Origin of the sequence: Comamonas sp. 26, assembly GCF_002754475.1 — a bacterium.
Classification (GTDB): Bacteria; Pseudomonadota; Gammaproteobacteria; order Burkholderiales; family Burkholderiaceae_C; genus Comamonas.
In genome coordinates this window covers 1,025,279-1,040,598 of the sequence record NZ_PEFL01000001.1, presented here as the reverse complement: position 1 = coordinate 1,040,598, position 15,320 = coordinate 1,025,279, and the positions used below count along the sequence as shown (strand labels likewise).

Annotated in this window: 17 protein-coding genes; 7 read left to right on the top strand and 10 right to left on the bottom strand. The window is 59.7% G+C overall.

All coding sequences use genetic code 11. From position 1 onward, the window contains the following. Window positions 1-9: 9 nt before the first annotated feature. Window positions 10-1,302: a branched-chain amino acid ABC transporter substrate-binding protein gene (locus tag CLU84_RS04775; RefSeq protein WP_099736173.1), complete on the bottom strand. Its 1,293-nt coding sequence runs from the start codon at window positions 1,300-1,302 to the stop codon at window positions 10-12. A gap of 91 nt (window positions 1,303-1,393) precedes the next feature. On the opposite strand from CLU84_RS04775, the gene CLU84_RS04770 reads away from it, so the two are divergent. Together CLU84_RS04770 and wrbA are read left to right on the top strand one after the other, a co-directional pair. Beyond that, window positions 1,394-1,777: an Hsp20/alpha crystallin family protein gene (locus CLU84_RS04770; RefSeq protein WP_099736172.1), complete on the top strand. Its 384-nt coding sequence runs from the start codon at window positions 1,394-1,396 to the stop codon at window positions 1,775-1,777. 289 nt (window positions 1,778-2,066) lie between these two features. Next, window positions 2,067-2,669, top strand: coding sequence for an NAD(P)H:quinone oxidoreductase (gene wrbA, locus CLU84_RS04765; protein ID WP_099736171.1), 603 nt, complete (start codon window positions 2,067-2,069; stop codon window positions 2,667-2,669). Between the two features lie 63 nt (window positions 2,670-2,732). Here the strand turns inward: wrbA and tsaD are convergent, their stop codons facing one another. The 6 genes from tsaD to CLU84_RS04735 all read right to left on the bottom strand — a co-directional run bounded on the left by tsaD (window position 2,733) and on the right by CLU84_RS04735 (window position 7,728). Further along, entirely contained in the window at window positions 2,733-3,773 is a 1,041-nt protein-coding gene (gene tsaD, locus CLU84_RS04760) for a tRNA (adenosine(37)-N6)-threonylcarbamoyltransferase complex transferase subunit TsaD (RefSeq protein ID WP_099736170.1), read from the bottom strand. Between the two features lie 92 nt (window positions 3,774-3,865). Next, window positions 3,866-4,315, bottom strand: a complete 450-nt coding sequence (locus tag CLU84_RS04755; protein ID WP_099736169.1) for a CBS domain-containing protein — start codon at window positions 4,313-4,315, stop codon at window positions 3,866-3,868. A 146-nt stretch (window positions 4,316-4,461) separates the two neighbouring features. Further along, a complete protein-coding gene (locus tag CLU84_RS04750) occupies window positions 4,462-5,133 on the bottom strand; it encodes a DUF937 domain-containing protein (RefSeq protein WP_099737864.1) in 672 nt (223 codons plus the stop codon). Window positions 5,134-5,362: 229 nt separating this feature from the next. Next, window positions 5,363-6,163 carry an amino acid ABC transporter permease gene (locus CLU84_RS04745; protein ID WP_099736168.1) on the bottom strand — a complete coding sequence of 267 codons (801 nt, stop codon included), beginning with the start codon at window positions 6,161-6,163 and terminating at the stop codon, window positions 5,363-5,365. After that, complete coding sequence (locus CLU84_RS04740; RefSeq protein ID WP_099736167.1) at window positions 6,160-6,822, bottom strand: amino acid ABC transporter permease; 663 nt, start codon at window positions 6,820-6,822, stop codon at window positions 6,160-6,162. Before CLU84_RS04740 ends, CLU84_RS04745 begins: the two co-directional genes overlap by 4 nt. A 3-nt stretch (window positions 6,823-6,825) precedes the next feature. Next, a complete protein-coding gene (locus CLU84_RS04735; protein WP_099736166.1) occupies window positions 6,826-7,728 on the bottom strand; it encodes a glutamate ABC transporter substrate-binding protein in 903 nt (300 codons plus the stop codon). Window positions 7,729-7,873: 145 nt separating this feature from the next. On the opposite strand from CLU84_RS04735, the gene ybiB reads away from it, so the two are divergent. Both ybiB and cobA read left to right on the top strand, forming a co-directional pair. Next, on the top strand, window positions 7,874-8,869 hold the full coding sequence (ybiB, locus tag CLU84_RS04730; RefSeq protein ID WP_099736165.1) for a DNA-binding protein YbiB: 996 nt from the start codon (window positions 7,874-7,876) through the stop codon (window positions 8,867-8,869). A gap of 10 nt (window positions 8,870-8,879) precedes the next feature. Beyond that, window positions 8,880-9,671, top strand: coding sequence for a uroporphyrinogen-III C-methyltransferase (gene cobA / locus CLU84_RS04725; RefSeq protein ID WP_099736164.1), 792 nt, complete (start codon window positions 8,880-8,882; stop codon window positions 9,669-9,671). A gap of 57 nt (window positions 9,672-9,728) precedes the next feature. Here cobA and CLU84_RS04720 read toward each other — a convergent pair whose 3' ends face one another. Continuing rightward, window positions 9,729-10,229: an acyl-CoA thioesterase gene (locus CLU84_RS04720; protein WP_099736163.1), complete on the bottom strand. Its 501-nt coding sequence runs from the start codon at window positions 10,227-10,229 to the stop codon at window positions 9,729-9,731. Window positions 10,230-10,461: 232 nt separating this feature from the next. Between CLU84_RS04720 and CLU84_RS04715 the strand changes: the two genes are divergently transcribed. Next, window positions 10,462-11,730, top strand: coding sequence for an NAD(P)/FAD-dependent oxidoreductase (locus CLU84_RS04715; protein ID WP_099736162.1), 1,269 nt, complete (start codon window positions 10,462-10,464; stop codon window positions 11,728-11,730). Between the two features lie 89 nt (window positions 11,731-11,819). Here the strand turns inward: CLU84_RS04715 and CLU84_RS04710 are convergent, their stop codons facing one another. Then, a complete protein-coding gene (locus CLU84_RS04710) occupies window positions 11,820-12,869 on the bottom strand; it encodes a BMP family protein (RefSeq protein ID WP_199173687.1) in 1,050 nt (349 codons plus the stop codon). Between the two features lie 483 nt (window positions 12,870-13,352). Between CLU84_RS04710 and rpsU the strand changes: the two genes are divergently transcribed. Both rpsU and CLU84_RS04700 read left to right on the top strand, forming a co-directional pair. Beyond that, window positions 13,353-13,565 carry a 30S ribosomal protein S21 gene (rpsU, locus tag CLU84_RS04705; RefSeq protein ID WP_099736161.1) on the top strand — a complete coding sequence of 71 codons (213 nt, stop codon included), beginning with the start codon at window positions 13,353-13,355 and terminating at the stop codon, window positions 13,563-13,565. Window positions 13,566-13,759: 194 nt separating this feature from the next. Next, complete coding sequence (locus tag CLU84_RS04700; protein WP_099737862.1) at window positions 13,760-14,206, top strand: GatB/YqeY domain-containing protein; 447 nt, start codon at window positions 13,760-13,762, stop codon at window positions 14,204-14,206. Between the two features lie 81 nt (window positions 14,207-14,287). Here CLU84_RS04700 and CLU84_RS04695 read toward each other — a convergent pair whose 3' ends face one another. Further along, entirely contained in the window at window positions 14,288-15,223 is a 936-nt protein-coding gene (locus CLU84_RS04695) for a LysR substrate-binding domain-containing protein (RefSeq protein WP_099736160.1), read from the bottom strand. Window positions 15,224-15,320: the final 97 nt, after the last annotated feature.

The window sequence follows — 15,320 nt, the reverse complement described above, 5'->3', positions numbered from 1 at the left end:
CAAGCGTTTTCAAAACCGCTTCATCTGGCACTGACTGGGCATCTCGGCCTTGGCGGGCGCAATCTCGCGCACCACATTGAAGCCGTAGCCCGAGCCTTCGACATCAAAGTCCACGCCAGCGCTGCCCTGCCTTTCCATCATGCCCACCACCAGCGATTGCTGAAACTGGTGGTCTGCCGCTCGCATGCTGCCTGAGCGGCCCGCGAGCTGCACCTGGGCCTGCTCCATGGCGCGGGCCACGGCCACAGTGTCGGTGCTGCCGGCTTTTTCCAGACTCTGGGCCAGCGCCTCGATCATCAGCTGCATGCGCATGTGCACATAGTCGTCTCGCGGATCCGGAAAGCGCTGACGGAAGGACTGGTAAAACGCCCGGCTCTGGGCCGTTGGCACATTGGGCAGCCAGTCCGCCACAGCCAGCACCTTGCCCACGCCCGCATCGCCCAGCGCCGCCGGTGCGCCCAGCGCATTGCCGTAGAAGGTATAAAAGCGCCCTTCGTAGCCCGCCTCTCGGGCCGCCTTGACCAGCAGCATCAAGTCATTGCCCCAGTTACCCGTAATCACGGCCTGCGCACCGCTTTGCTTGATCTTGACGGCATAGGGCGCAAAGTCTTTGACCCGCCCCACAGGGTGCAGCTCATCGCCCACGATACGCACATCGGGCCGCTGCGCCGCCAGCTGGCGTCTGGCCTCGCGCAGCACGGCCTGACCAAAGCTGTAGTCCTGTCCGATCAGATAGGCGCTGTGCACCACCTTATCGTCCTTGATGACCTCCATCAGCGCCGCCATGCGCATGTCGGCATGGGCATCAAAGCGGAAATGCCAGAAGCTGCAGCGCTCATTGGTCAGCGCCGGGTCTACCGCCGAATAGTTCAGATACAGCACACGGCGCGACGGGTCACGGCTGTTGTGCTTTTCAATCGCATCAAGCAGCGCCGCCGCAGTGGCCGATGAATTGCCCTGCATGATGATGCGCGCACCGTTGTCTATGGCTGCGCGCAGGGCCGACAGCGCTTCCTCGTTCTGGCCCTTGCTGTCAAAGCGTTCAATCACCAGTGTGTGATTGCCATCCGGCAGGCGCACGCCGCCGCGCGCATTCACGCGCTCGGTCGCCCACAGCAGGTTGCGAAACACGGCTTCTCCCGTATTCGCAAACGGGCCAGAAAGACTCTCCACCAGCGCCAGCTTGATGGGCGGCAACGCCTGCTTTTGAGAAGCGGCAAAAGCAGCACCCACTGCCCCTAACGGCGCGCATAGTAGTGGCAACTGCAGATATTTCAAGACATCACGACGCAATTTATTCATCAAAAAAACCTCTTGAAATGCGCTTGTTACGACCTACCTGTGAATCAAGCGGCAACAACGCAAGCCGCGCAGTTTAAAGGAGTTAAACACCATGTTCTTCGCCCCTGTAATGAGCCGTAATACCTTTGTATCCCCTCGCGCCGCCGACCTGGCCCTGCAGCGTTTTCTGCAAGACAGCCTGGGAGCCGCAAGCCCCGTGCAACGCCAGGTTCAAGTCAGCCGCGATGAAAAGTTCACGACCTTGACGCTCGATGTTCCAGGCCTGGCACGCGAGCAGCTCAAGCTCTCGATCGAAGGTGCGCTGGTCAAGCTCGAAAGCGTGGAAGGTGCGCCCCGCCAGGTCCGATACACCTGGGAGCTGGACCATGAAGTCGATGCTGCCAACAGCAAGGCCAAACTGGAGCATGGCGTGCTGACGCTGGCTCTGGCCAAGCTTGAACCACAGTCCAAGGCTGTGAACTTGAGCATCGAGTAAGCGCTGTTTACCGCCGACCAGTCAGCCTCATCCTTTCTTCCATCTTCTCTTAGCAGAGGCTGACCGGAAAGCAAAAAGCCCGCAATGCGCAAGCACTGCGGGCTTTTTCAATGCCTGCTCAGAAATCCTCGCAGCCTGGGAACGGGAAGGACCTGATTCGGCATCCTGGCCTACAAGCGCAAGCTGACAACACAGGCCACACGGTCACATCAGTTTTCTACACTGTGCAGTCTCCTTTGTGCACCAGTTGTGCGCGTCATCTTTCACCCCTTCCTGAGGAATTCACACCATGGCAAAAGTGCTTGTTCTCTACTACTCCATGTACGGTCACATCGAAACCATGGCCCAGGCCGTGGCAGAAGGGGCGCGCAGCGTTAGCGGAGCTGAGGTCACCATCAAGCGTGTTCCCGAGACCATGCCCGAAGAAGCCTTCAAAAATGCGGGCGGCAAGGCCAATCAGGCTGCAGAAGTCGCCAGCCCGGCCGAGCTGGCCGATTACGACGCCATTTTGTTTGGTGTGCCCACGCGCTTTGGCAATATGCCGGGCCAGATGCGAGCCTTCTTCGATCAGACCGGCGGACTGTGGGTCAAGGGCGCGCTGATCAACAAACTCGGCAGCGTTTTTACCTCAACCGGCACCGGCGGCGGCCAGGAAATGACGGCCACCACCACCTGGGCAACTCTGGCGCATCACGGCATGATCATTGTGCCGCTGGGCTACCCGTTGCCCGAACAGACCAATCTGAGTGCCGTCAAGGGTGGCAACTCGCCTTACGGTGCCTCGACGATTGCAGGGGCCGACGGATCACGCCAGCCTCACCCCGACGAGCTGAGCATTGCCCGCTACCAGGGACAGAATGTAGCCAAACTGGCAGTAAAGCTTGTGGGATAAGCGTGAGCAGCTATGGAAAAAGCAGCCTTGAGGCTGCTTTCTTATTGACCTGCTCTGGATCGCTTACTTGAGCGAGTCCAGCGGCCAGCGCGGCCTCACATCAAACGCGTATTCATGCTGGGCTTGTTCACGCCCAGCCTGTATGCGCATGGCGGCGGCCATGGCAATCATGGCGCCGTTGTCGGTACAGAGATGCAGCTCGGGATAGTGCACGCGAATCTTGAGCTTGGCGCAGGCTTCGTTGAGCTGCTCACGCAGATGCTTGTTGGCACCCACGCCACCGGCCACGACCACGCGCTTCATACCAGTTTGCTTAAGAGCGGCCATGGTCTTCTTGACCAGCACTTCCACAATGGCGGCCTGCGTGCTGGCGGCCAGATCGGCCTTGCGCTCTTCCAGCTCGTCGCCCAGCTTTTTGGCCTGCGTCAACACAGCGGTCTTCAAGCCAGCGAATGAGAAGTCCAGATCCCCTGAGTGCAGCAAGGGGCGTGGCAGCTTGAAGGCCTTGGGGTCACCAGCCTCGGCCAGTTTGGAGAGCACGGGGCCACCGGGATAAGGCAGACCCATGAGCTTGGCGGATTTGTCAAAAGCCTCACCCGCCGCGTCATCAATGGTCTCGCCCAGAATTTCGTATTCGCCCACGCTATCCACACGCATGATCTGGGTGTGTCCACCCGAAACCAGCAAGGCGATGAACGGAAACTCAGGCGGGTCTTCGCTCAGAAAAGGCGAGAGCAAATGCCCTTCAAGGTGATGTACGCCCAGCACAGGCTTATCAAGCGCCGCCGCCATGGCACAGGCTGCGCCAGAGCCCACCAGCAGAGCGCCAGCCAAGCCGGGGCCGCGCGTAAAGGCGACGACATCCACGTTATCCAGCTCCACGCCTGCGTCGGCCAGCACTTTCTCGGTCAGAGGCAGCACACGGCGAATATGGTCGCGGCTGGCCAGCTCGGGCACCACGCCGCCATAGGCGCGGTGCATTTCAATCTGGCTGTGCAACGCATGGCTCAGCAAGGTGGGCACACCTTGGCCGTCGGATGTGCGCACCAGGGCCACACCGGTTTCATCACAAGAAGATTCGATTCCCAGGATCAGCAAACTCATGGCCGCAAGTGTAGAACTTGCGCCCTCCAGATGCAGGAAAGGCGGACATTAGCCCTGTCCGCCTTCACTATTCAAACGATAGCTGCTCGCGCTTATTTGACGTGCGGTGAGCCGGAAATATAGTGTTCCAGCTGATCGATGGTGAACTGCTGCGCCGAGATGATTTCCTTGACGATGTCGCCAATGGAGATCAGCCCCTGCAGCGTGCGGGACTCGTTGATCACGGGCAGGTGGCGCATGCGGTTGCTGGTCATCAGCGCCATGCACTCTTCGCTGGTCTGGCGCGGCAGCACGCAGTGCACCTTGCGCGTCATGACCTCATCCACCCGGGTGCTGGCAGAGCTGCGGCCCTGCAGCGCGATCTTGCGGGCGTAATCACGCTCGGTCACGATGCCTGCGATCTCGCCACCTTCCAGCACCAGCAACGCGCCAATGCTTTTATCGGCCATGAGCTGCAACGCAGTCAGCATGGTGTCGGAGGGAGAAACGCTGTGAATGGTGCTGTTGCCCTTGGCACGCAGAATTTCAGCTACGGTCGTCATCTGATTCTCCTTTCAGAATAGGCAGTCATGCACAACGCATGAGAACACAACCAGTGTGAAAGCCTTGCTGCATTGCGGCAATCAGGCGATGCCCGCATAAAAAAAGGCAGCCTAAGCTGCCTTTTTTGTGCAATGCGGCTGAGCGCTTAACGACGGCCACCCAGCAGGCTGCCGCCCAGCTTGAACAGATCGCCCACATCCAGCTTGCCGTCACCATTCTGGTCAAGCAGGCTGCCCAGAATGCCGCCTTGCGACTGAATCTGGCTGCGCTCCTGACCCAGAGCATTGCCCAGATCATTAGCGCCCATGCCCTGCGACTGCACGCGGCTGGCCAGAAAGGACATGACCAGCGGAGCCAGCAGGGCCAGCAGTTGACCCGAGTTTCCGCCCAGGCCGGTAGCTTGGCCCAGCTGGGACTCAGCCTGCTGCTGCTGGCCGCCGAAGATATTGCCCAGAATCGAGCCACCTGCGCCAGCACCACCACCGGCACCTCCTAGCAAGCCGCCAAGCAGACCGCCCAGACCACCAGCCGCGCCCGCACCACCGCCTGCGCCACCGAGCAAACCGCCCAGCAGACCACCCAGGTCCATCGCACCATTGGCGCTGGTGTGATCACGCTGCAACGCACCAAACAGATCGGCCGCACCCTGAGGCTGCGCCGCGTTCTGGCCCAGAGCACCGAACAGCATGGGCAGTGCCACGCCCACGGCTTGCTCGGTCTGCACAGAGTCCAGGCCCAGTTGCTGGGCCAAGCCTTGCATGGGCGCGCCTTGCAGTTGGCCCATCAATTCGTCGGTCAAAGATGCGGTCATGTCGATTGCTCCTGAAAAAACAGCGCTCATCGTAAGCGTGTAGCGTGACCAAAAATTGTCATCAATGTTCAGCGGCTGTCAATGCCTCAAAAACACCATGGGCCATGCCGAGCAAACCAGACGCCAAGCCACCGCCTCATGAAAGCCTAAGAAGGCATAGACCAATGAAAGCTGATGGCGCACGAAAGATAAATATCAAGCGACGCCATGCATGCGCTGCCATGCCTGATAACGCTCAATATTTGGGTCGACCGAGGCGTTTGCTTGCCCTTGATATCGCGTAGTTAACAAGACAGTAAAGCGCCGCCACAACCAGGTACACAGGCACCAGAGAGTTGTAGTTGGCAATGAGCACCTTGGCGTTCTGCATGAGTTCACCATAGGTGACAACGTAGCCGAAGGTGGTGTCCTTGACCACAATGACCAGTTGCGCGACCAATGCTGGAACAATGTATCGGAGGGCCTGAGGGAACACGACGAAGAAAAAAACCTCGGCTTCTGTGAGCCCAAGACTTCGTCCGGCATCGGTCTGACCACGGGGGACGGCGAGCACGCCTGCACGGTACACCTCGGCCACTACGGCCGCGGTACTCAGGCCAATGGGCAAGGTCAGCATCCAATAGGTGCTCAGCTTCAGCCCGACAGACGGAAGCACCAGGAAACACACATAAATGAGCAGCAGCGTCGGTGTGCCGCGCAAAAACTCGATGACCGCGATGCTTGGCCAGCGCACAAGCCGTGACCTGGCGAGCCGCCCCAGCAGCAGCACCAGCCCGAGGGTCAGCGCGATAACGGCAGCCATCGCCGCCGATGCCAGCGTACCGAGCAGACCTTTGGCGAGGAAAGCCCAGGTCGTAGACCAGGCGAAGAATTCCCAGAATGAGGCTTCAAGCTGCCCTGCGGAATGAAACTGGAGCGCAACACCCCCAGCCAGCAAAAGCAGCACGATGACCAAGATCACGTTCATCACCCGGGTAGTGAGCTTGGCCTGTGGGCTTGGAGCCCCAAACAGAATGCCTTCCACAGGGCGGCTCATCGCAATACCCGCACTTTCTTTTCCAGCGTGGCGCCAGCCCAGGCGATCAACAACCCCGTCAGCACGTACATGGCCGCAGCCACTGCAAATGCGGCAATGCCTATAGCAGAATCGTTCGCGATTTTGGACACAAGCGTGGTGAGCTCCCGGCCCGGGAATGGCACCTGCGACGCCAGCGAGGTCGAAAGCATCAGCGCAATGAGCAGCGAGGTCATCGGCTGCACCACCGCGCGCATTGCCTGCGGCAAGACCACAGCAGAGATGATCTGCATCGGCCGCATGCCAAGGCTGAGTGCGGCCTCAACCTGGCTGCCTGGAATGGTGTTGATGCCCGCGCGCAGATAGTCCGCCGTGAATGCAGAGCAGACCAGCGTCAGCGTCAGGATCACGCTGGGCTCATAGTCAATCAAGATGTTGAGATCAGGCAGCGCGAATACGATGAAGATCAGCAGCGCTACGCTGGGAATATTGCGAAATATCTCGACATAGCCGGTCAGAACAAAGCGCAGCGGAGGCAACGGCAGAAGCCGAAGCACCGCCACAGCCACACCCAGCAAAAACCCGGGCACGAACGAGACGAGCGTGAGCTTCCATGTCAGCAAGAGGGCCTGCCCAAAGGCAGGCCCATGGTCGGCCAGCAGCCTGTAAACATCGCCCATCGTTTATGGGAGAGCGGGCGGCGTCGGAACCGCCGTGCTACCGGTACGTTGTCCGATAGAAACCATCCAGAGTTTGGCCCAGGTACCATCGGCTTCCAGCTTTTTCAGGAAGGCATTGATGAAAGCCACGCCGTCAGAGCCCTTGGGCAGTCCAACGCCATAGGGGTCCAGCGCACCAAATGGCGCACCTGCCAGCCGTGCATTGCTGGCACCAAGGCTCAGGGCATTGAGCAGCAACGTGTAATCGGTCACATAGGCATCCACGCGCCCCTGGCGCATGGCATCAAGCGACTCCTGATGCGTCTGAAACTCTTGGACGACAGCCTTGCTCGCGTATTGCGCCAGAATTGCAGGCCCTGTGGAGCCGGCCTGCGTGGCGACCTTCTTGCCTGCCAGATCGTTGTACGACTGGATCGTCTTGTTGTTCGCCTTGACCAGCACCCCCGTCTGGGAGTCGTAGTAAGGGCCTGCGAACGAGATTTTTTCAGCGCGGGCGGGGGTGATGGAGTAGGTGGCGAACACCATGTCCACCTGATTGTTGATGAGTACCTGCTCACGCGTGGACGAAGTCACCTGTGTGAACTGGTACTTGGCCCCATCGCCCAGGATGTAGCGAGTGATGAGCTGAGCCAAACCCATGTCAAAGCCACGAATCTTGCCGTCTTTTTCATTGAGCAGCGAAAACAGATTCGAGGTTTGCGTGCTGCCAAGGCGCAAAGTGCCGGCCTGCTTGATCTTGCTGGCCCAAGTGCTTGACGCAATGGTCGCAGCGCTGGCAACCGGACCCTGAGCAACCAGCGCGTCGTACGCCGCTGCATTGATGGGTGTGCCTTGTGCGAAAAGTGTCCCGCTGGTGACGAGTGCCAGAGCCATCACAGTCGGTTTCAGAATTGCTTTGATCGACATGCGACCCTCTTAAATGATGTTACTTCAATCAAAATATAGCAGTTATGAATGCGTGAGCGGGCATACGGTCAGCCGCTCCTTCTGATTTAGATATAACCAAATGGTCTGATGGAGCATGTTTTTTATGGCGACAATTACATGAATCATGAGCATCAGCCATTACATCAAGGAAATCGGTCGCGGCACCAAGGGTGCGCGTTCTCTTACGCGCGCGCAAGCCTGTGATTTGATGGGCCAGGTACTGGACGGCCAAGTCAGCGATCTGGAGCTGGGCGGCTTTTGCATTGCCATGCGCTTCAAGGGCGAGAGCACCGAAGAACTGGCCGGCTTTCTTGATGCCACCCAGCAGCGCCTGCCCGCATGGCCGCAGTCGGCCACGGCCCAGCCCGTGGTTGTCATCCCCAGCTACAACGGCTCGCGCAAGCTGGCCAATCTCACGCCGCTGCTGGCCGGCCTGCTCACAAAAAAAGGCCTGCCCGTGCTGGTGCACGGCTGCGATACCGACGACAAACGCCTTGGCACGAACGAGGTGTGGCAGCAGCTGGGCTGGACAAGTGTTGACCGCCCCACCGTGCTTGAGGCCGGAGACAAGGTCTGGATGCAGACCCGCCACCTGCTGGCACCGCTTGCGCGGCTGCTGCAAATTCGCCGTCAGATGGGCCTGCGCAACCCGGCACACAGCATCGTCAAGCTGCTGGACCCCATTCATGGGACTGATACGGCGCGCTCCGGTCTGGTGCTCGCCAGTTACACCCACCCGGCCTATGCCCTGCCCATGGCCGAGACATTGGCCCTGCGCAACACCAGCGCCCTGCTGGTGCGCGGCACCGAGGGCGAAGCCGTAGCTGCCCCGCACCGCGAGCCTGCCAGCATGGGCGTGATAGCCGGTGAGATTTGTTTTGAGCGCTCTGCCATTCATAGCAGCCAGCTCATATTGGGTGCGGATAACACCCCGCCAGAGCAAGATTTAAATGCCCAGCAAACCGCTCAGCTGACTGAAGAAATGCTGAGCGGCCAGCGCCCTGTACCCGCGCCCATTGCGCAACAGGTCGAACAAATTATGGCGCTGCACCACGCCATGCAAAACAACAATGCGCAAGGCCGCGCTTCACTGCAAGCCTTTAACCGCAGCCCCGACTGAAAGCACCCACATGTCCGCCCACATTCCCACGACACTCTCTCACGGCTCTTGCACATTGGTGGGCGCGGGCCCTGGCGACCCGGACCTGCTGACCATCAAGGCGGCCAAAGCCATTGCTGCAGCCAGCGTGCTGTTCGTCGATGATCTGGTCAGCGATGCCATCATGGCCCACGCCAGCCCCGAGGCACGTGTCGTTTATGTCGGCAAGCGCGGCGGCTGCAAGAGCACGCCCCAGGCCTTTATTGAGAAGCTGATGATTGCCGCCGTGAATGAGGGCGAACGCGTGGTGCGCCTCAAGGGTGGCGACCCCTTTATCTTTGGCCGCGGCGGCGAAGAAGTCGAGCACCTGCGCGAGGCAGGCATTGCGGTAGAGGTTATCAACGGCATCACCTCCGGCCTTGCCGGGCTGAGCAGCCTGGGCGCCCCGCTGACCCACCGTGACCGCGCCCACGGCGTTCTCTTCATGACCGGTCACGCCAAGCCCGGCGACAGCGGCCCCGACTGGCGCCAGATTGCCGCCACCGCCCATGCAGCCAAGCTGACGCTGGTGATCTACATGGGAGTGAGCAGCGTGGAACGCATCAGCGACGAGCTGATGAGTGGCTTGCCCGGCAGCACTCCTGTGGCAATCATCCAGCACGCAAGCTTGCCCCATCAGCGCCACGCGCTCACTTTTTTGAAAGATTTACCGCAGTGCATTGCCGATGAAAAACTGGGCAGCCCCAGCATCATCGTAGTAGGCGATGTGGTGCGAGGCATTGCCGCATGGCAGGTAGAGCATGGTCAGCGACTCGTCGCCTGAGCATGTACCTAGCAAAAAGGCCGCATCAAGCGGCCTTTTTCAATCGAGTGTTTCCGCTTAAGCAATATCCGTCGCGCCGGTTTCCACGCGAATCTGGGCAAAGCGCTCGGCCATGTCCTTGCGCAGTTCCTTGCGGATGATGGCGGCTTGCCAGCGACGCTTTTGCTCATCGCTCTCCAGTTGCAGCTGGGGCACGGGTGCCGGCTTTTTGTCGTCATCGACCGCCACCATGGTGAAGAAGCAGCTGTTCACATGGCGCACCACCTTGTCACGGATTTCTTCGGCAATCACCTTGATGCCGATTTCCATCGATGACTTGCCGGTGTGATTCACGCTGGCGAGAAAGGTCACCAGCTCGCCCACATGGATGGGCTGCAAAAACATGACCTGATCCACGCTCAAGGTCACCACATAGCGGCCGGCATAGCGACTGGCGCAGGCATAGGCGACCTGGTCAAGCAGCTTCAGGATGGCTCCGCCGTGCACATTGCCGGAGAAGTTGGCCATGTCAGGAGACATGAGCACGGTCATGCTGAGCTGGTGGGAAGGTGTATTCATGGGCCGCGATTCTAGAAGTGATCCTTTGCTCATGCTTGGCGCCCGCACATACCCCAACAGCGCAACAGGCTGCATGCGGACTGTCCTCCGAGCATCCCCCGAACAGGACGCTCGGGCACAGCAGGCATATCTCCTTCGGGGATTTCTGGGGCTTTGTGGTGGACGAGCCGGGAATCTGAGCCATCTGGGACAATCTGCGCTTCCCTTTTCGTGCTTCAGCGCCCTGCCCGCCGTGTCTTCCTCCCCTCAGGCCCCCTCTCAGATTTTTGACACCATCATCATTGGCGCCGGTGCCGCCGGCCTGTTCTGCGCTGCCCGTGCAGGCCAGCAAGGCCTGAAAGTGCTGCTCATCGACCACGCACCCAAAGTGGCTGAAAAAATCCGCATCTCGGGCGGCGGTCGCTGCAACTTCACCAACCGCGATCTGGATGTGCGCGCACCGCACAAGCACTTTGTCGGTCAGAACCCGCAGTTCTGCCGCTCCGCCCTCTCGCGCTTCACACCGGCAGACTTCATCGCGCTGATGGACAAGCACGGCATTACCCACCACGAAAAGCACAAGGGCCAGCTGTTTGCCGACCGCTCGGCCGAGGACATCATCGCCATGCTGCTGGCCGAATGCAGCTCAGGCGGCGTGCAGCACTGGCAGCCTTGCCAGGTCAAAAAAATAGCGTTTTCGACCTCAACCTCAGACATATCAAGCGCAAGCAGCTATCAAATTGAGACGGATCGCGGTCTGGTGCAGACGAGCAATCTGGTCGTCGCGACCGGCGGCCTTAGCATTCCCAAAATTGGCGCGACGGATTTTGGATATCGGCTGGCCCAGCAGTTTGAGCTGCCGCTGATTGAACGCACACCCGGCCTCGTGCCCATGACCTTTGATGGCGACGGCTGGCAGCCCTATGCCGGACTTTCGGGTCTGGCTCTGCCGGTAGAAATCAGCACCGGCAGCAAGAAGGAACGCATGGCCTTTAATGAAGACCTGCTGTTCACCCACCGCGGCCTGTCTGGCCCGGCCGTGCTGCAAATTTCCAGCTACTGGAAGCCCGGCACCGCGCTGCAGATCAATCTGCTGCCCGGTGTGGACCTGCTGGAAGTGCTGACCCAAGCCAAGCTCAACTCGCGCAAGCTGGTGGCCAATGAACTCGCCGCCCATCTGCCCGCCCGTCTGGCCGATGCCTGGGTGAGCTGCATGCCCGAACTGCAGCGCCCCATCAACGAAGCCAGCGACAAGGCTCTGACCAAGCTGGCCGAGCAACTGAGCCGCTGGGAAATCACGCCCACCGGCACCGAAGGCTACAAGAAGGCCGAAGTAACCTTGGGAGGCGTGGATACCAAGGTGCTGTCTCAGCAAACCATGGAATGCAAAACCCAGCCCGGCCTGTACTTCATTGGCGAGGTGGTGGACATCACCGGCTGGCTGGGCGGCTACAACTTTCAATGGGCCTGGGCCAGCGCTGCAGCCTGCGCGCAGGCCATGGCCGAGAAAAACAACGTATAAACGGGCTTCAGCCCTTGTACTGAAAGCGGTAGCTGCTATAAAAAAAAGGATGGCCTAGCCATCCTTTTTTCGTTCAGATCCCGAATAGATCAGGCAGTGAACTCCGGCCCCACATAGTTTTCCGGCACCTTGAGTGACCCCACCACAATCGCAGCCGAGGTCTTGGCCACGCGCTCGCGCACGCTGGCAGCTACATCCTTGCCCATGGTCAGGCGCACGGCGGCCGGGTCGCTGAGGCCGATCTTGTGAATACCGGGGCCGGGCGCGCCGCGCTGCTGCATGTCCTTGACGGCCAGGAAAGCGCCAATCCCCACATCGGCCCAGGCCGAAGCCACGAATACCTGCGAATCCACCGCCGTCCAGTCGATCACATTGCCGATCTGGCGCGTGCCGGCCTCGCGGCAAGCCTGAGTCACGCCATTGCGGCCGGAGTTGAGCATGGTGAAGATCACATCGGCACCCGCGGCCATTTGAGCCTTGGCAATGCGGTGCGACAGGGCGTTATCGTCCTGATCGCCCGAGAAATTCGTCAGCAATTTGACCTTGGGGTCGGTATCGCGCACGCCCGCCGCATAGGCAGCACGGCCCTTGAGGCCTGGCGGCACGCGAATGCCGGACATATGGCCGACCACACCGGTCTTGGTGGTGAGCGCGGCCAGCACACCGGCCAGATAGGCCGACTCTTCCTGCAGCACGTCGTAGCTCGAAAGATTGGCGGCCTGCACCGCCCCCTGCGTCACCACAAACTGGGTCTTGGGGTTGCGCGCAGCGGCCTCCACGGCGGCCTGATTGTTCTGACCACCATGCGCGATCACCAGCTGCGCGCCCTGCTCGGCCAGTTGGTTGAGCGCCGGCAGCAGCAGCTCTTTGCGCGGTGCCATGCCATCGAGAAAACGGGTTTGCACGCCGAGCTCCTCACGCGCCTTTTCAAGGCCGCGCCAACCGGCCTCCATAAAGCCCTTGTCACTGCGCGAACCGGCAAACAGTCCACCCACTACCAAAAAAGATGCCGGCGCAGCTTGTGCCGACACACCGGCTTTGCTGGCGCAAGCCGTCAAAGCCAGCAAGCCCGGTACGGCAACGCTTGTAGCCAGCCATTGACGACGCGAAAGAAGAGACGAATGAGAACGACTGGACACGATAAAAGCTCCTGGGACACAGAAAACCGTCCCGCACATTGAGACGGAACCACTCATTCCTTGACCTCGGTCATGAAATTCATTTCCCAAACTGTATGCACTTTTGGTGCACAGATCGCTACCAAGAAACCCCCGATCCTCCACCGCCAGACATTGCATTCGGGCAGCACGACCTTCTTGTATTTCGTATTCGCGATAATCAGCAGATAAAGCTTGCCCGGAATCCGAAACGGCTCAGGTAGTACGACGAAGCCTCGTCACATGCTGCTCGGCACTGCGAAAACAGCGGGACATACTCAAAAGCGAGCACCATCGCTATGCAATCCGCCAAGTGCTCAACTCTTGGTTTATAATGCTCGACTTTGCTGGCATTACCCCGTCGGCCATACTAGTTAAAAAGTGGCGGGGAAAACCGCTGTTCATGGCTCTCAGGCGCGATCTTCCCGGGAACCCTCTGTCGGCACAGATATATCTGGAAATTGAATGACTACTATCCGCGTCAAAGAAAACGAACCTCATGAAGTTGCTCTGCGCCGCTTCAAGCGCACTATCGAAAAGCTGGGTCTGCTGACCGACCTGCGCGCACGTGAGTTCTACGAAAAGCCTACAGCCGAGCGCAAGCGCAAGAAGGCTGCTGCCGTGAAGCGCCACTACAAGCGCGTTCGCAGCATGCAACTGCCTAAGAAGCTGTACTAATCGTTGATTAGGACTAGCCGGCCGTAAAACAGCCGAAAACCCGCGCTCGGGACGCCAGGCGCGGGTTTTTTGTTTTCTGGCCACTGCGGGTAATGTTGATTGCTGCGCAGTGACCTCCCAAGCCAATGCGCAATCAAGCGTATGCAACAAGGCAGTCGTTTGATTTCACAATGGCCCACACCAAGGAGAAAGCCATGAGCTTGAAAGCCCAGATTACCGAAGACATGAAGACCGCCATGCGCGCCAAGGACAGCGTTCGCCTTGGCACCATCCGCCTGCTGCAGGCCGCGATGAAGCAAAAGGAAGTGGACGAGCGCATTGAGCTGGACGACGCAGCCATCATCGCCATCGTCGACAAGCTGCTCAAGCAGCGCAAGGACTCCATCACCGCTTTTGAATCCGCCAACCGCCAGGATCTGGCCGATGTGGAAAAGGCCGAGATGGAAGTGCTCAAGGTCTACCTGCCCCAGCGCATGACCGAAGCCGAAATCACCGCCGCCGTGCAAGCCATCGTGGCTGATCTGGGTGCCACCGGCCCTGGCGACATGGGCAAAGTGATGGGCGCTGTCAAGACTCAGCTGGCTGGCAAGGCCGATATGGGCCTGGTGTCTGCCGCTGTAAAGGCTGCATTGAGCCAATAATCAGCGCGCATCAAAATCAGAAGCTGCTTGCGCTGGTATTGCAGGCATTTCAGAAAGAAAACTATCTGAAGTGTTTGAATATCAAGCGCCAGCAGCTTCTTTTTTAATAGTGATATTCAATACTTGCACCGCTTGCTCACGAAAGTATTCCTGCAGAAACTCCACGCAGACGCGCACCTTGGCCGAGCGCTCCAGCCGCGTCGGGTACACAGCCCAGATATTGGCCACCTGCCGCCATTCGGGCAGCAACTGCACCAATCGCCCGGCTTGCAGGTCCGCAGCCACATCCCAGAGCGAGCGCAGCACAATACCGTGGCCATCACGCGCCCATTGCACGGCCATTTCGCCATGATTGGTGGATAGCGGCCCGGTCACTTTCACACTGCGCTCTTGCGCACCCGCACGCAGCTTCCACACACCGAACGGGTGATCACGCTCCTTGATGACCAGGCAGTCGTGGCCCGCCAGCTCATCGATCGTGCGGGGGCTGCCGCGCCGCTGCAGATAGGCAGGCGCGGCACACAGTACGCGGTGGTTGTCGGCCAGATGCCGGGCAATCAGATGCGGCGCGATCTCGTCGCCCACGCGCACATCCAGATCAAAGCCTTCAGCCGCTACATCCACAATGCGGTCAAACACCTCCAGTCGCAGCTGCAGCGCCGGATATTTGGCAATCAGCTGCGATAGCGCAGGTGCCACCACCTTGCGGCCAAAGCCGAAGCTGGTGGATACGCGCAACAGCCCGCGCGGTTGGCGGCGTGTCACGTCCACCTCCTGCAGCAGGTGCTCGACCTCATCCAGAATGCGCTGCGCCCAGTGGTAGACGCGCTCGCCCTGCTCCGTCACCGTCACTCGCCGCGTGGTGCGGTGTAGCAGCTTGACGCCCAGCTCTTCCTCCAGCAGCCGAATGCGCTTGCTGACATAGGCCGCAGAGGCATTGTGCGCTGCAGCCGCTTCGGCAAAGCTGGCCTTGCGCACCACGGTGGTGAAGACGCGCAGATCTTCTGGCGAGGGCATTTTCTGCACGATATGTAAACAATCAAACCACGATCATGCGATTGTATTCAGTGCAGCAGGTTGCAAAATAGACCCAACGACCTGCAACGTCACGCAC

What these genes read in the sequence shown, in the direction of transcription:
- CLU84_RS04720 (WP_099736163.1), bottom strand. Translation starts at nt 10,229, where the DNA reads ATGAATACACCTTCCCACCAGCTCAGCATGACCGTGCTCATGTCTCCT.
- CLU84_RS04745 (WP_099736168.1), bottom strand. Translation starts at nt 6,163, where the DNA reads ATGAGCCGCCCTGTGGAAGGCATTCTGTTTGGGGCTCCAAGCCCACAG.
- ybiB (WP_099736165.1), top strand. Translation starts at nt 7,874, where the DNA reads ATGAGCATCAGCCATTACATCAAGGAAATCGGTCGCGGCACCAAGGGT.
- CLU84_RS04695 (WP_099736160.1), bottom strand. Translation starts at nt 15,223, where the DNA reads ATGCCCTCGCCAGAAGATCTGCGCGTCTTCACCACCGTGGTGCGCAAG.
- cobA (WP_099736164.1), top strand. Translation starts at nt 8,880, where the DNA reads ATGTCCGCCCACATTCCCACGACACTCTCTCACGGCTCTTGCACATTG.
- CLU84_RS04700 (WP_099737862.1), top strand. Translation starts at nt 13,760, where the DNA reads ATGAGCTTGAAAGCCCAGATTACCGAAGACATGAAGACCGCCATGCGC.
- CLU84_RS04740 (WP_099736167.1), bottom strand. Translation starts at nt 6,822, where the DNA reads ATGGGCGATGTTTACAGGCTGCTGGCCGACCATGGGCCTGCCTTTGGG.
- CLU84_RS04735 (WP_099736166.1), bottom strand. Translation starts at nt 7,728, where the DNA reads ATGTCGATCAAAGCAATTCTGAAACCGACTGTGATGGCTCTGGCACTC.
- CLU84_RS04755 (WP_099736169.1), bottom strand. Translation starts at nt 4,315, where the DNA reads ATGACGACCGTAGCTGAAATTCTGCGTGCCAAGGGCAACAGCACCATT.
- rpsU (WP_099736161.1), top strand. Translation starts at nt 13,353, where the DNA reads ATGACTACTATCCGCGTCAAAGAAAACGAACCTCATGAAGTTGCTCTG.
- CLU84_RS04770 (WP_099736172.1), top strand. Translation starts at nt 1,394, where the DNA reads ATGTTCTTCGCCCCTGTAATGAGCCGTAATACCTTTGTATCCCCTCGC.
- wrbA (WP_099736171.1), top strand. Translation starts at nt 2,067, where the DNA reads ATGGCAAAAGTGCTTGTTCTCTACTACTCCATGTACGGTCACATCGAA.
- CLU84_RS04775 (WP_099736173.1), bottom strand. Translation starts at nt 1,302, where the DNA reads ATGAATAAATTGCGTCGTGATGTCTTGAAATATCTGCAGTTGCCACTA.
- tsaD (WP_099736170.1), bottom strand. Translation starts at nt 3,773, where the DNA reads ATGAGTTTGCTGATCCTGGGAATCGAATCTTCTTGTGATGAAACCGGT.